The organism is Cohaesibacter sp. ES.047, assembly GCF_900215505.1.
Taxonomy (GTDB): domain Bacteria; phylum Pseudomonadota; class Alphaproteobacteria; order Rhizobiales; family Cohaesibacteraceae; genus Cohaesibacter.
Genome location: NZ_LT907844.1, coordinates 457443 through 471383 on the forward strand (window position 1 = coordinate 457443; position 13941 = coordinate 471383).

The 13941-nt window shown below is 54.8% G+C and carries 13 protein-coding genes; 6 read left to right on the plus strand and 7 right to left on the minus strand.

Annotation, left to right across the window (positions count from 1 at the left end; translation table 11 throughout):
• The first annotated feature begins 79 nt into the window (after positions 1-79).
• The 6 genes from mtnK to CPH65_RS23695 all read left to right on the plus strand — a co-directional run bounded on the left by mtnK (position 80) and on the right by CPH65_RS23695 (position 6413).
• Positions 80-1339: an S-methyl-5-thioribose kinase gene (mtnK, locus tag CPH65_RS01885; protein ID WP_096171894.1), complete on the plus strand. Its 1260-nt coding sequence runs from the start codon at positions 80-82 to the stop codon at positions 1337-1339.
• Positions 1336-2439, plus strand: coding sequence for an S-methyl-5-thioribose-1-phosphate isomerase (gene mtnA / locus CPH65_RS01890; protein ID WP_096171895.1), 1104 nt, complete (start codon positions 1336-1338; stop codon positions 2437-2439). The genes mtnK and mtnA overlap by 4 nt, the downstream gene beginning before the upstream one ends.
• 122 nt (positions 2440-2561) lie before the next feature.
• Positions 2562-3548: a sugar-binding transcriptional regulator gene (locus tag CPH65_RS01895; RefSeq protein ID WP_197703939.1), complete on the plus strand. Its 987-nt coding sequence runs from the start codon at positions 2562-2564 to the stop codon at positions 3546-3548.
• Positions 3549-3553: 5 nt separating this feature from the next.
• Entirely contained in the window at positions 3554-4243 is a 690-nt protein-coding gene (locus tag CPH65_RS01900) for a class II aldolase/adducin family protein (protein ID WP_244574510.1), read from the plus strand.
• A 595-nt stretch (positions 4244-4838) separates the two neighbouring features.
• Entirely contained in the window at positions 4839-6170 is a 1332-nt protein-coding gene (locus CPH65_RS01905; protein ID WP_096171896.1) for a DUF6538 domain-containing protein, read from the plus strand.
• An 81-nt stretch (positions 6171-6251) separates the two neighbouring features.
• A complete protein-coding gene (locus CPH65_RS23695; protein WP_157747453.1) occupies positions 6252-6413 on the plus strand; it encodes a hypothetical protein in 162 nt (53 codons plus the stop codon).
• 352 nt (positions 6414-6765) lie between these two features.
• On the opposite strand, the gene CPH65_RS01910 is transcribed toward CPH65_RS23695, so the two are convergent.
• The 7 genes from CPH65_RS01910 to CPH65_RS01940 form a co-directional block, all read right to left on the minus strand.
• On the minus strand, positions 6766-7680 hold the full coding sequence (locus CPH65_RS01910) for a sugar phosphate isomerase/epimerase (RefSeq protein WP_096176169.1): 915 nt from the start codon (positions 7678-7680) through the stop codon (positions 6766-6768).
• Positions 7677-8780, minus strand: a complete 1104-nt coding sequence (locus CPH65_RS01915; RefSeq protein WP_096171897.1) for a Gfo/Idh/MocA family protein — start codon at positions 8778-8780, stop codon at positions 7677-7679. Before CPH65_RS01915 ends, CPH65_RS01910 begins: the two co-directional genes overlap by 4 nt.
• Positions 8781-8970: 190 nt before the next feature.
• Positions 8971-9465 carry a D-ribose pyranase gene (rbsD, locus tag CPH65_RS01920; RefSeq protein ID WP_096171898.1) on the minus strand — a complete coding sequence of 165 codons (495 nt, stop codon included), beginning with the start codon at positions 9463-9465 and terminating at the stop codon, positions 8971-8973.
• 68 nt (positions 9466-9533) lie between these two features.
• Positions 9534-10445, minus strand: coding sequence for a ribokinase (locus CPH65_RS01925; RefSeq protein WP_096171899.1), 912 nt, complete (start codon positions 10443-10445; stop codon positions 9534-9536).
• Between the two features lie 63 nt (positions 10446-10508).
• Positions 10509-11210 carry a deoxyribose-phosphate aldolase gene (deoC, locus tag CPH65_RS01930; RefSeq protein ID WP_096176170.1) on the minus strand — a complete coding sequence of 234 codons (702 nt, stop codon included), beginning with the start codon at positions 11208-11210 and terminating at the stop codon, positions 10509-10511.
• 183 nt (positions 11211-11393) lie between these two features.
• Complete coding sequence (locus CPH65_RS01935; protein ID WP_096171900.1) at positions 11394-12284, minus strand: AraC family transcriptional regulator; 891 nt, start codon at positions 12282-12284, stop codon at positions 11394-11396.
• 38 nt (positions 12285-12322) lie between these two features.
• Positions 12323-13888 carry a sugar ABC transporter ATP-binding protein gene (locus CPH65_RS01940; protein WP_244574511.1) on the minus strand — a complete coding sequence of 522 codons (1566 nt, stop codon included), beginning with the start codon at positions 13886-13888 and terminating at the stop codon, positions 12323-12325.
• Positions 13889-13941: the final 53 nt, after the last annotated feature.

Genomic DNA, 13941 nt, shown 5'->3' on the forward strand with positions numbered 1-13941 from the left:
TGAATTATTCATATGTCAAGTCACTTGACGTTTGAATAATTTGATGGCAGTGTAGAACCACCATGGGAGGATAAAAGCCATGTCAGATCAAAGAAACTACACGCCATTTTCGGCCGAAACCCTGCCATCTTACTTGTCTCAAGCAACTGACGTTGCCAATCGTCTCGGGGGATCCCGGGATGACTGGAAGATCAAGGAAGTCGGCGATGGAAACCTCAATCTGGTGTTCATTGTGGAAGGTCCGCAGAGCACCGTCATCGTAAAACAGGCACTGCCTTATGTGCGTCTGGTCGGGGACAGCTGGCCCTTGCCGTTGTACCGTGCCTTCTTCGAATATCATGCCCTCAAGCGGCAAGCTGAAAGAGACCCCGGCGCGGTTCCGGAAGTCTTTCTGTTCGATGAACCAAACGCCCTTATCGCGATGGAATTCATTGCGCCGCACGCCATTTTGCGCAAAAAGCTGATTGACGGCGAAAAGGTCGACAATCTCGCGCCATTCCTTGGCAAATTCTGCGCCCGGACTGCCTTTCGCGGGTCGGAATTGTCGATGAAATCGTCGGACAAGAAAGCAGACGTTGCCATGTTTGCAGGCAATGTGGAAATCCCGGCCATCACCGAGTCGCTGGTCTTCACCGACCCTTATTATGATGCGGAGCGCAACCATCACACCCCCGAGCTTGATCCGGTGGTCGCCCAATTGCGGTCCGACCCTGCCCTCAAGGCCCGCGTTCAGCGCATGCTGATGAAATTTGCGTCCAACACCGAAACCATGGTGCACGGGGACTTGCATTCCGGCTCGATCATGTCGACGGATAGCGACTCCCGGGTGATTGACCCCGAATTTGTTCAATATGCCCCCATGGGCTTTGATATCGGCATGTTGATTGCCAACTTCCTGATGGCCTATTTCAGCCAGCCAGCCCACCGCGGCGATGATCTGGAGGATTTCCAGACCTGGATCCTCTCCGTTATCACCGGCACATGGGAGACCTTCGTGGAAGAGTTTACCCATCTCTGGCAGACCGAGCGCACAGGGATGCTCTATCCCAAGGCCCTGTTCGAGGATCAGGGGCACAGCTCCGATGAGGCCTGCAAGGCCCTGCTTGGAGATATCTGGGCGGATGCTGTCGCCATCTGCGGCATCGAAATGCATCGCCGGACGCTGTCACTGGCACACAATGCCGACTTCGAAAGCATCGAGGACACCGCTGTGCGAGCGCCCCTTGAAGCCCGCAATCTGATGATGGGCGCCGAGCTTGTCATGACTTGCGATACACTTCCCGACATGACTGCTCTGGCTAGCATGGCGCAAGACTTTAACAAGAGGGACTTCCTATGAAAGTCAATGGCACGCACTATCGCTCACTGTGGTGGGACTATGACCAGGGTGCACTCCAGATTATAGACCAGCGTTGGCTGCCCCATGATTTCCGGATCCAGGCGGTAACGACCATGCAGGAATATGCCGACGCAATCGTGGAAATGCGCGTGCGTGGCGCGCCGCTGATCGGGGCAACTGCTGCCTATGGCATGGCTCTGGCCATGGCTGAGGATGCGTCTGATGCCAACATGGACAAGGCATGGGAGTTTCTCGACAAGACCCGCCCCACCGCGATCAACCTGCGTTGGGCGCTCAATCGCTGTCGCGAAGCCCTGCGGCCTATCCCGCAGGAAATGCGGGCTGATGCGGCCTTGAAACTGGCCCACGAAATCGCTGATGAAGACGTGGAAATCAATCGCCAGATTGGTGAAAACGGCCTTGCGATCATCCGCGAGATTGCTGCGAAAAAACCAGCCGGTGAGCCGGTTCGTCTGTTGACCCACTGCAACGCGGGCTGGCTCGCCACTGTGGACTGGGGCACAGCGACCTCACCGATGTATCATGCCTACAATGCCGGCATCCCCTTGCATGTCTGGGTCGATGAGACCCGTCCGCGCAATCAGGGCGCCATGACGGCATGGGAATTGGGCAGTCACGGCATCGAGCACAAGTATATCGTTGACAATGCCGGTGGGCATTTGATGCAGCATGGTCTTGTGGACATGGTGATCGTTGGCACGGACCGTACCACGCGGCGCGGCGATGTGTGCAACAAGATCGGCACTTATCTCAAGGCGCTGGCCGCCCATGACAATGGTGTTCCCTTCTATGTTGCTCTGCCATCCCCAACCATCGACTGGACCGTTGATGATGGCGTGGCCGAAATTCCCATCGAAGAACGCGATGATTTCGAAACCACGCATGTGCAGGGACGCCGAGCCGACGGCACCATTGATACGGTACAGGTCGCACCAGAAGGCACGTCAGGTGGCAACATGGCCTTTGACGTAACGCCCAATCGACTGGTCACCGGGCTCATCACCGAGCGTGGCGTCTGCAAGGCCACACCGGAAGGTCTGGCTGGTTTGTTCCCGGATATGGTAAAATCCGCCAACTAGTTTTTCTTGCACAATTGGCGGTTTTCTTATAACGCCAATCGCTGGTTGAAAAACGTTACGGATAGAGATGGTTTCTGTACCCATCAGAGGCACAGAAACCCCATTCATTGAAGGACTGACCAGTGGTTTCAGAGAAAACATCGCGGGCCAAGCCGTCCCGATCCCTGCCTCGACAGATATCCCGTCAAGATGACGCAATCATAGAGGCGACATGGGCCTATTATCATGATGGATTGAACCAGAACGACATTGCCGCCCGTCTGGGAGTCAGTCGTGCCTCTGTGGTCAATTATCTGACCGAGGCCCGTCGCCGGGACTATGTGCGGATCACGCTCAACAGCGAAATTTTTCTCAATCACGAATTGTCCGAACGCCTCAAGGAAAAATACGGGCTGGCCGAAGTGCTGGTGGTGCCGTCCGACCCCACCGGGCAGGCAGGGTCCAGCGAAAGGGTAGCCCGCGCGACCGCGGACTGGTTGCCCCAATTGCTTGAACCTGGTGACAAGCTGGGGATTGCATGGGGGGAGACGATTTATCGGGTGGCCGAAGTTGTCCCGCATCTCACGGTCGAGGATGTCACCGTTGTCCAGCTGGTGGGCTCCCGTGCCGCAGGGCTTGGCTATGCGGCCGAAGTTTGCTCGGCAACCATCGCCCGGCATTTTGGTGCAAGCGTCATCAACCTGCATGTGCCCTTGATCGTTTCCACCGAAGGCCTTGCCAAGCAATTGCGGGACGAGCCCGATATTGCCGACCAGCTCAAGGCAGTGAATGACTGCAACAAGGTGCTGTTTGCCTGCGGTACCGTGGGCGACAACAGCCACATCGCGCGCACACGCATTCTCTCGCGCGAAACGCTGGCCAAATGCCGAGAAAAAGGGGCCGCAGGGGTTATCTGCGCCCGCTTGATTGACGCAGAAGGCACACCCATCCCGACCGAAATTGATGATCGCATGATCGGCGTTACGCTCGAGCAAATGCGAAGCAAGGAAATGGGCCTTCTTGTCGCGTCCGGCCCCGAAAGGGTCAGGGGCGCCAAAGCGGCCATCTTGGGCGGATACACATCCCATCTTGTGACCTGTTCCAACACAGCACAGTTGTTAATGGAGTAAGAAACGTGGCCAAAGGGCTTAACCAAGGGCTTTCCGACACATTGGAAACGCGCAATGCCATTATCAGCGCCTGCCGCTGGATGAACAGCAGCGGCATCAACCAGGGCACATCGGGGAACATCTCGGTTCGTGTCGGGGATGCTGGTGAAGATATGCTGATCACCCCGTCAGGCGTCCCCTACGATGATCTACTTCCCGAAATGCTGGTCCGGATGGGTCTTGAGGACGTGCCGGTCAAAGACGGAGCCAAACTCAAACCGTCAAGCGAATGGCAGTTCCACCAAGCTCTCTTGCGCAGCCGTCCCGACATGAATGTGGTGCTGCATGCCCATCCCGCCTATTGCTCGGCACTGGCAATTGTCCGCGAGCCCATTCCCGCCTGTCACTATATGATTGCGGCCTTCGGGGGCCATGATGTGCCGCTCACGGGCTATCACCTGTTCGGCAGCAAGGAATTGGCCGATGAGGTCTGTTCGGCGATGACGGACCGCCATGCCTGCCTGATGTCCAACCATGGCGCGACTGTGGTGGGTGAGAGCATCGAGAAAGCCATCTGGCGCCTTGAAGAGCTGGAAAACATCGCGCGCGTTTATACGATCAGTCGCCAGCTTGGCACACCGGTGATCCTCAGCCGTGAAGAGATGGACGACGTGATCAAAGCCTTCTCCAACTATGGACCGGTCAAAGTCGACTGACTCTGATCCTGACTCTGGGGCCTCATACCGCCCGGAGAGGCCAATCGAGTAGCCTCTCGCATATAGGCTGCACGATATCAAAGCTCCCCATTATATGCTCTGGCATATCAGAATTTATATGTGATCAGCATAGCAAATGCTCACACATATAGCATTGGTTCAACGATATGCTGGAGCATATACATGGCGCGCGCGGTTTGACGATATCAAGCCAGCGAGCCCCCCCCCCCAAAAAAAAATTAGAAGTACCTCGGTCAGCGCGATCTCTAAATTGGCCCCGGAAGACCGGACAGTCATCTAGGGTGTATCCCAAACCTTTGAAGGGATACGAACATGGAAACCGTTTTCTATCGCGTGAAAACTGTCACTAGATCGGCAATAGTAAATCCAGATTGGGAAGTTACCCAATTAAATTAATGGTGTATGGCGAAGAGACAGTCCTTCTGGCGGATCTGGCCGATATTGATTTTTCTTTTTGTTTCTAGAAGTTTAGCCCTACTTGCATTGTGAGCATTCAAACGGAATGTGTAGCAAAAAGTGTAGCAACCGTCGTTGGCCGGACGACGTTGCAACACCGGTGAAAAGGGTACAATTCATGAGCGGTTTGATCAAGCGCGGGAAAGGGACTTTCCATTTCAGGATGCGGGTCCGGAAGGAATATGTCGGCATCGCCGGAAAGACCGAGATCCATCGAACATTGAAGACAGACAGCGCTCGCCAGGCCGCCGAATTGGCTCCAGCCATGAGGAAGGGAATCTTGGACGAGCTTGAGGCTTTGAAGCTTCTTCAGGACCAGCCGACTAGTGCCGATGCCTACCGGGCTGCTCAAGATATCGTCAAAAAACGAGGTCTCAGCTATCTGCCGTCTGAGTCATTGCTGTTGGCTCCGCTGGAGGAGACCCTGGTTCGCTTCGAAAAACTTGCGGAAGGAGATGATGTTGGGGCTGCCCGTGCTCTTCTCGGAGGTGTTGAAGAGCCAGGTTTGCGGTTATCAGAATTGGTGGGCAACGTTGAAGAATTCTGCGCTCATGACAACAGGCACAAGAATGACGACCAATTGCGCAAATGGCGTAACCCAAGGAAAAAGGCGGTCCGAAATCTGATGAAATCAATCGGAAACAAGGACATCCTCGTATCAGAAATCGCCGCCGCCGCTGTCCAAAAACACAAGATGTTCTGGCAGAACAAAGTCTCTTCGGGAAAAACAAAGCCTGATACTGCCAACAAGGATTTTATCCTCATGCGTTCGATGCTAAGCGCCTATTACGAAAGCATCGGAATGACTGAACCGCCCAAGCTTTATCAGGGCATTGGCATCAAGAAGAACCGTTATGAGAAACCCAACCGGAAACTCGAGATCCCGGTAAACTGGATGACGGAGAAATGGTTTGCTCCTGGTGCTTTGGATGGTATCAATGACGAAGCGATCGACATTCTGCTGATTTCCATCGAAACAGGGTGCCGTCAGAGTGAGATTTCAAATTTGCCCCCGCATTCGATTGTACTGGATCATCCGATCCCTCACCTTCATATCAAGGTGGAAGAAGGAGACATATGCCGCGAGGTTAAGAATACAGCCTCTCAAAGGATGGTACCCCTCGTCGGTGTCGCTATGGCAGCAGCCAAACGGCACCCTGAAGGATTTCCAAAGTATCGTGGCAACAGCAACTATTCCAACACGATAAACAAGGCTCTCAGGGAAAGAGGCCTACTGCCTTCCGAGAAGCACACAGTTGGCGGCACAAGGCACTCGTTTGAATCTCGCCTCAAGAAGGTTCAACTGCCCAATGACGACCGTGGCGAACTGATGGGCCACAGCGTCAAGGCCATCCGCGATCGCGAACTCTATGGCGATGACATGACCCTTGAGGACAAATTGGCCTTGCACAAGCTTATCGTACTTCCCGTGCCCAAACATTTGGAATAACCCCCGCCCCCTTAACACCACTACCAGAACACTACAACCGGAAGCGCTTCCTTGCAAAAAAGGCACTCCCGTCGTTGTTCCGTGAAAAGACGGTTCTCATTTGGCGGCTTTGGCGATCTATTTGTGAACCAGAAATCTTGCCAATTCGGCTCCAACATGGTCATGCATGTGTCATCCGCCTTCGAAAATCTGAAGACCACCTCATCGGGTACATTCTCGATGCATCTGGCAAACCGCTTCTGATCCGAACAGAGGAACAACATCGCGAAATAGTGCGTTCAGTCCATAATGATTGCCATCTGGTTCTTCATCTAATCGAGAAAGGGAATGGTCCGGCTGATCCGCCCCATTTAAATGGTCCAGTTTTAATATTAGTGCATTGCTCGGTAGACTGGGCGCGATCTCATCGAAACGTTCCTCTCATAGAACAGATGAGAGACGATGTCCCAATGGCTCAGACCGGATTCCGCGTTTCAAAGCGAAATGCCAGAACCGGCGAGCACTGGAGTGAAGACACCCCATTTTGTGTGAACTCGCCGTCTCCAGTGGGTTGCTCCAGACCTCATGGCAACAAGTCCGAAGCAGCTATGAGCAATCAGCAGCCGTTTTGCCGCATTTTGCCATCGATGAAGGCCTTCGCCCTAGGAACATCCAACTCATCCAGATGCTCGATGATCATCGGAATGTTGGGATGCTTCTTCACAAGGCGCTGGAAGTAGAGATCATAATTTAGAGACCCAAGCCCCGGAGCAGGCAACTCAATCTCCCCGACACCACGGAAGGTGTGGCTCTCGGCAGCCGTGTCGTCGCCAATATCCGAGTGCTTCTCGGACTTGTCGTCACCGGACAATTTCACATCCTTGGCGTGACCGATCTTGATCTTGTCGGACAGGGCATCAAAGACGTAATTCAGCGTTTGATCCATCTTGTCCATGTTGTGCGCTTCGAAATAGTTCGTCGGATCCATCAGGAGGCCAAGTCCCGGATGATCAACTTCGGCAAACATGCGCAGGGTTTCCTCGACCGAACCGACGACATTGTTGACATAGGTCTCCAACAGGAAGACCGCTCCGTTGTCATAGGCAAACTGGGCCAACTCAGCGATCACGGCGCGACAGTCATCCCAGCCCTCTTCGGTCTTGTTTTTGGGATGGTGAACCCAGTCACTTTCGGTGTCGAACGTTCCGGTTTCGGAAATCACGTAGGGTGAGCCGAGATACTGGGCATGTGCGATCAGTTCTTTGAGCCGGGCAAGACGCTGGGCACGGATCGCAAGGTCCGGATGGACAATGTTGGTGTAGCCCGAAATACAGCTCACCGGCAGATGATGATCACGGAAGGTGTCGCGAATGGTGCGGCATTTCTCCGGCGTCATCTGCCCATCGCTCACATCAATGTCCTTAAAATGCAGATCGAGCTGAACCGTGTTGAAATTGTGAGCTCGGATGACCTCAGCGGTTGTCTTAAGTTCATAGGGGAAATATCCCGTAAAGATACCGGTTTGCATCATGATGATATCCTCCATTCATCCTGTGCGAGATTGATCCGCAAGCTGCGGCTTTCTTCAATGGATTGGTAGGCGGCCTCGACAAGCGCCATCGTTCTGACATTGTCCGTCACATTAAGAACGGGCTCCGTCCCGGACTTGAGCGCGAATTGCAGTTGCTCCATCACTCCGACGAATGCATGAGGGAACCACATGGTTTCCCATTGCGGAGTGACCCACTGCCCGTTGGTGTGGCTGGTGCTGGCATAGCTCAGTGTCGAGGGTGCCCCGGTCGGCCAGCCGATGGTTCCCTTGGCAACACCAAGGCTGCCTTCAACGCGCCAGTTGATGAACTGGTCGTCGACATAGCCCTCTTCCCTGGGCCCCGACCAGACATCTTCAAGGCTGAGAGCCAACAGTCCGGACGGGAACCGCAGGGAGGTCACCACGATGCCATCGGTATGGTCGAATTCAATGCGCGGATCGGAACGCACCAAGCTGGTCACTTCAACGGGATCGCCAAAAAGAAACCTCAGCGCATCCAGATGGTGAACGCTCATGTTCGATAGGGTCAGCCGATCATAGTCGCGCAGGAATGGCTGCCAGTGGGGAATGGCATGCATATCGATTTGCGCGAAAACCGGATCCCCAATGATGCCTTCATCGAGAATCTGCTTGAGGCTCTGAACCGACTGATCAAACCGCATGTTCTGATTGACACTCAAAGGCTTGCCTGCCGCCTTCGCTTCGTCACGCAGCTTCTTTGCTTCCTCCAGCGACAGGGCGAGCGGCTTTTGCGCCAGAATGGCCTTCACATTCGGTGCCGCGAGTGCCTTGCGAATGAGATCCGGCTGTTGATCAGGCGGAAAGGCGATGTCGACAATCTCGACATTGGGATCGCAAATCAGCTCTTCCGGCGTATCCCAGACCGTTTCGATCTGCCACCGTTCCGCGACTGCCTGTGCATGATCGCGTGTTCTCGAGGAGATTGCGACCACAGGAAAACCTGCCTCCGCATAGGCGGCAAGATGGCAGTCGGCCATGATCATGCCAGCCCCGATCGCCCCAATTTTGTATTCCCGTACCCTGACTTCAGGATCAGGATGCACCTCAAATCCTCCCATTCAATCCTCCTGTTGTAGTCAGCGCCATGCCTTGCGCGAAGGGGGCATCCTCACATCAGCGCGGGCTATGGCACTACGTTTCGTTCCATCATCAGCATCCTCGCCTCGCACCTCAATTGGTGATTGCACGGAGGGATTCTGATGACTTGATCGAAAACGCCCTGCGACAGGCGCAGGGCGCCAGCGGGGTCTAAAGGTTGGGAACCTCCTTCTCGTCCATCATCTTGCGCCGTTCGACATACTCTGGCAGGATCTTGATGTTCTTTTGCGTGAACCAGGCAAATGGGTCCGTGCTCGCGACCAGAGCAATGTTTGCCCACGGGTTAAACGAGCCCGAACGAATGATAACCTTGGCTTTTTTGGCATACTCATTGACAAGGGTTTCATGGTCCGTGCCCTTGAAAACGGCGCCTGCACCGGTATAGATCGACTGCAGCTCCGCGTAGAGGTCCGGGTGCCTGTCGCGAACATCCGTTGCGAAATGCACCTCTTCAACGAAGATCTCCTTGCGCAGAACCTTCAGAATGTCTAGCACATCCGGCAATCCTTCATAAAAGCCCAGATCAATCCGGTGAGCGTCCTTGGGGATAGGGAAACCGGCATCGGTCACCATGACAATGTCGGTGTGCCCGAGCGTTGCAAGCGCATTGGCCAATTCCGGATGTAGTATCTTGTTGGGGATCATCTTTTTCTCCTTCCACCCGGCATCTGTGGCTCCCATGATTATCGAGGACCGGGTACATAAATCGCTGGCTATTGTGCGAGAATGGCTTCGACTTCCTGTCTGGTGTGATAGGACGGAACAGTTTCCCAGCGCGTGCAGCACAGAGCCGCAACCCTGGAAGCAAATGTGGCGGCGTCCTCCATCGCCATTCCTTCTGACAGGCCGACAGCAAGCGAGGCGTTGAAGCAGTCACCGGCTCCATTGCTATCAACCACTTCAACCTTGTAGGGCGGGATCGTGAAGCTGCCCTCGCTGGTAAAACCTGCAACGCCATCTTCGCCAAGGGTCATGACCACGGCACCGACACCGGTTTCCATCAGTTGTCGGGCAACATCCTCGTGCGACAACGGGTCGGATGGATCGAGGCCAAGCGCAACTCGCGCTTCCGTTTCATTGGGCGTCAGAATGTCGACACAGCCAAGATCAACCCCTCGCAAGTCCTGAGCTGGAGCCGGGTTCAGGATTGTCGTCAGTCCGGCATCCTTTGCCTTCTGAAGGCCAAACAGGGCTGTCTCGATCGGCACCTCAAGCTGCGCCAAGGCTATTTTGCCACTGGCGATCAGACCTTCATGTGCCGTGATATCGTCTTTGCCAAACAGGCTGTTCGCCCCCATATCGATAACAATGACATTCTTGGCGGCTTCGTCCTTGATGATGAAACCGGCACCTGTTGCCAGCTTCGAAGTTTGGTGCAGCCCCTCGATGCCGATCCCTTCCTGTTTCATCAGCTCGACAAATTCGTCGCCAAACATGTCCGTCCCGATGACGCCTAGAAATTTAACATCCGCTCCGAGCCGAGCAGCCTGAACCGCCATGTCAGAGCCTTTGCCTCCAAAGGTCTGGCGGAAGTCTCTGCCGAGCAAGGTTTCGCCAACCACCGGAATCCTCTCGGTCGTCATCACCAATGCTCTGAGATAGCTTCCCAAAATTATGATCGACATCTCATCCTCCAACCCGGGGTCCGGATCTCTCACCGAGACCGGACCACCTGAGCTCAAATCTTGTTAGTATGCGTTGGCGTCACCAGCTTCACCGGCAACGATGGATGGACCTGAACTGGTGCCGACCAGCTCTGCTCCAGCCTTGAAGAGCATCTCCATCTTCTCGCGCGTATTGACCTTGCCGGAGACCTTCACGCGGCACGGTGCCTTGATGTTGTCCTTCAGGATCACGACGTCTTCGGTGGTGGCCACGCAACCGCCCTTGCCCCAGCCCGAAGACTGTTTGACCCAGTCAATCCCGGCTTCGCAGGCCAATTGTGCCGACTTCGCCTTGAGATCCGGCGTGGTGATATATCCGAACTCCAGCATGGCCTTGATTCTCATGCCCTCTTCATGGGCAACGCGGGCCATTTCCTGCAGCTCGCGAGCATATCCGTCTTCGTCACCGCCCAGCAGAAGTCCCGGGTTGGGTGGAAAATCGAACTCGTCCGCACCTTCCTTGGCGAGCATGCGCACAACGGCGAGCTTCATTTCGAGTGTATCGTTGGCCATGGGAAAATTCACGGTCGACGCGACCTTGACCCCGGTTCCCTTGAGCGCTTCGCGTGCCAGTGACACGAAACACGGTGCGATCATCGCTGCATCAAATTCATATTCAGCACAGACTTTGACGTGGGCGAGGAGTTCTTCACGGGTCAGATCGGGATTAACGTTGGTATATTGAATGGCCTTGGCGACCTGTTTGGGATCATTGAAGTCGATCATCTTGGTTTCACCTTCCATGTGCAGAAATTCAATCTTGCCCCCATCATAGCAATGGTGAAATCGAGACTGGATGGCTGTGTTTCTCAAAAAACTGGACAATATTCTCATCGTCTTTGAACGTGCGAAACCACATCTAAATCTCTGTAAAAATTACATAAATATTTATACCAAAGGCTACCCAACCTAAAAGCCGTCGCAACTATTCACCTTGAGGCGAAAGGCCCGTGGCGCGAGCCCCGTCTGCTTCTTGAAGTCTCGTGAGAAATAGAAGGGATCGTCATATCCGACCTTCATTGCGATCATCGAAATCGAGTCGTCGGTTTCCACTAGGAAGCGCTTTGCCTGGGCAATGCGATAGTCCCGCAACCAGTTGAGAGGTGTCTTGTCAAACGCCTTGCGAAACAGCCTGAACAAATGTGATTTGCTCACCCGGCAGGCCTTTGCCAGCTTGTCGATGTCCCAGTGATCATTGTAGTGGATATGGATCTGGGTCATCAGATGGCCGAAGCCCTTGTGATTGGCGGCCTCGGGCTGGATCAGACGACTGCCTCTGGCCTCGAGCAAATATTCGACCAACCCGGAGATGTGCCGATCACAGGATGCCTGAGCCGCAAGAGAGGCAACTTCGAGCTGGGACAGGATGCCCTCAAACACTTGCTGGATGCGTCGCGGATTGTCGAAGTGAAACACGGGATCTTCATGAACGGATAGAATCGCAGCAAGGCGAGCCAGATTGGCGCTATCGACCCGAAGCCAGAGCAACTCCCAAGGGTCCTCTCTGTCGGGAAGATGTGCATGGCGTTCATAAACCGGCAACCAGACCAGTTCCTTTGGCCCCACCACATGTTTGCGCCCATCGACGGTGACCGTGCCCCGGCCTATTAGACAGAACAGAAATTCGTGACCTGGAACCCCTGCCCGTTCCACCTTGAAATCAGGGCCGGTGCAAATGTGACCAGCTCTGAGGAACTGGTAGGCAAAGAGCCCTTGCCAGCCTTCGTGAACGGCATAGTGAGAACTGATAATTCTCGTTTGTGTCGGTGCTTTTCGAAACATGGCCAGTTCACCACCCATGGACCTCAGTCCCCCGTGTGACAGCAGAACCCTCTGCGCTAATGACGCGAAAAGGCCAGCTGGAGAATTTTTTCTTCCGTCATTTCGTCCCGTGCAAGGCTGCCAACGAGTTCACCGCAGGAGAAAACGACACACCGGTCTGCCAGCGCAAACACTTCAGGCAATTCCGAGGACGCAACCAGAACCGACATGCCTTCGCGCGCAAGATCACTGATGATCTGATAGATCTCGGCCTTGGCACCGACATCGACGCCATGGCTTGGCTCATCAAGCAGCAACAGTCTTGGTTTGATCATCACCGCACGGGCAAAGACCGCCTTCTGCTGATTGCCACCCGAAAGGCTGGTGATTTCCTGACGCCCGTCTTCCATACGGATGTGCAGGCTCTTGCTCAGGAAATCGGCGCCGCGCCGCTCCTCCCCCTGCCGCACCACGCCAAGACGCGTAAGTGCCGAGAGGTTGGAAATGGAGATGTTGCGCTCAACGCTGTGGCTGGGCAGAATGCCACGAACCTTCCGCCCTTCCGGCACCATCGCAAGGCCGTACCGAACCGCGGTCGGCACATGCCCCAAGGGACAGGTTTCATTGTCGATTTTGAGTGTGCCGTTCTTGGCCTTGCGAAACCCGAAGAGCGTTTCCATGAACTCGGTCCGACCTGCACCGACCAGACCGAACAGGGCCACAACCTCCCCCGCATCGATATCCAGATCGATCGGAGACAGTACGGTTTCATCCTGAAGGTTGCGAATGGACACACGCGTTTCTCCCACTCGGGCCGCGCTTCCGCGCCAGTTGAATTCAGAGCTCTTGCCGATCATGTGCACGATCAGCTTCTGCTTGCTGGTCTCGGAGGCAAGCTCGCTGCTGACCAGCTTCCCATCCCTGAGGACAACAATGCGATCGCAGTTGCTGATTGCCTCATCAAGTTTGTGGGTGATGAAAACGACCGAGACGCCCTCGCCCGTCAGATCCCTGACAAGCCTGAACAACTTGTCCGCCTCAAAGGAAGTCAGCGAAGAGGTCGGCTCATCAAGGATCAGAAGACTCGGTTTGACCACGATGGCCTTGGCGATTTCGATCAGCTGCTGCTGGCCCGGACTCAGGGTATCGACCGACGCGGACGGATCGAGATCTTCAAGGCCAACTGACGCAAGCACCTTCCTGGCTTTCTCGACCAGAAGCGAGTGCCGGATGACACCAGATTTGCCTGCCAGATAGTCACCAAGAAAGATGTTTTCAGCCACGCTAAGAGAGCCAATCGTCGACAGCTCCTGATGAACGAAGCGGATCCCGAGGCCCATACCCTCCTTGATCGAAGCAAGCTTGAGGACAGCGCCATCCAGTTCGATTTCTCCGGTGTCCGCCGACAATCTGCCACTGACAACATTCATCAGTGTGCTCTTGCCCGCTCCATTCTCGCCGAGCAAACCAACCACCTCTCCAGGCGCGATGGATAGATTGACGCCATGAAGCACTTCGACAGGGCCGAAAGATTTCGTGACATTCTCAAGTCTTAATCTTGGGGGGATCATGACAATAAAGGCTCCAGATCCATTGCCGCCTGACGGCTCAACCGCACGCGCGTACATTTCATTTCCGAACACACCCCTCCCATCGCAAGTCTTGGACAAGAGGGAAGCCAGCCCCGACACGACGG

What these genes read in the sequence shown, in the direction of transcription:
- CPH65_RS01915 (WP_096171897.1), bottom strand. Translation starts at nt 8,780, where the DNA reads ATGGGAGGATTTGAGGTGCATCCTGATCCTGAAGTCAGGGTACGGGAA.
- mtnK (WP_096171894.1), top strand. Translation starts at nt 80, where the DNA reads ATGTCAGATCAAAGAAACTACACGCCATTTTCGGCCGAAACCCTGCCA.
- CPH65_RS01905 (WP_096171896.1), top strand. Translation starts at nt 4,839, where the DNA reads ATGAGCGGTTTGATCAAGCGCGGGAAAGGGACTTTCCATTTCAGGATG.
- deoC (WP_096176170.1), bottom strand. Translation starts at nt 11,210, where the DNA reads ATGATCGACTTCAATGATCCCAAACAGGTCGCCAAGGCCATTCAATAT.
- CPH65_RS01910 (WP_096176169.1), bottom strand. Translation starts at nt 7,680, where the DNA reads ATGATGCAAACCGGTATCTTTACGGGATATTTCCCCTATGAACTTAAG.
- CPH65_RS01935 (WP_096171900.1), bottom strand. Translation starts at nt 12,284, where the DNA reads ATGGGTGGTGAACTGGCCATGTTTCGAAAAGCACCGACACAAACGAGA.
- mtnA (WP_096171895.1), top strand. Translation starts at nt 1,336, where the DNA reads ATGAAAGTCAATGGCACGCACTATCGCTCACTGTGGTGGGACTATGAC.
- CPH65_RS01925 (WP_096171899.1), bottom strand. Translation starts at nt 10,445, where the DNA reads ATGTCGATCATAATTTTGGGAAGCTATCTCAGAGCATTGGTGATGACG.
- rbsD (WP_096171898.1), bottom strand. Translation starts at nt 9,465, where the DNA reads ATGATCCCCAACAAGATACTACATCCGGAATTGGCCAATGCGCTTGCA.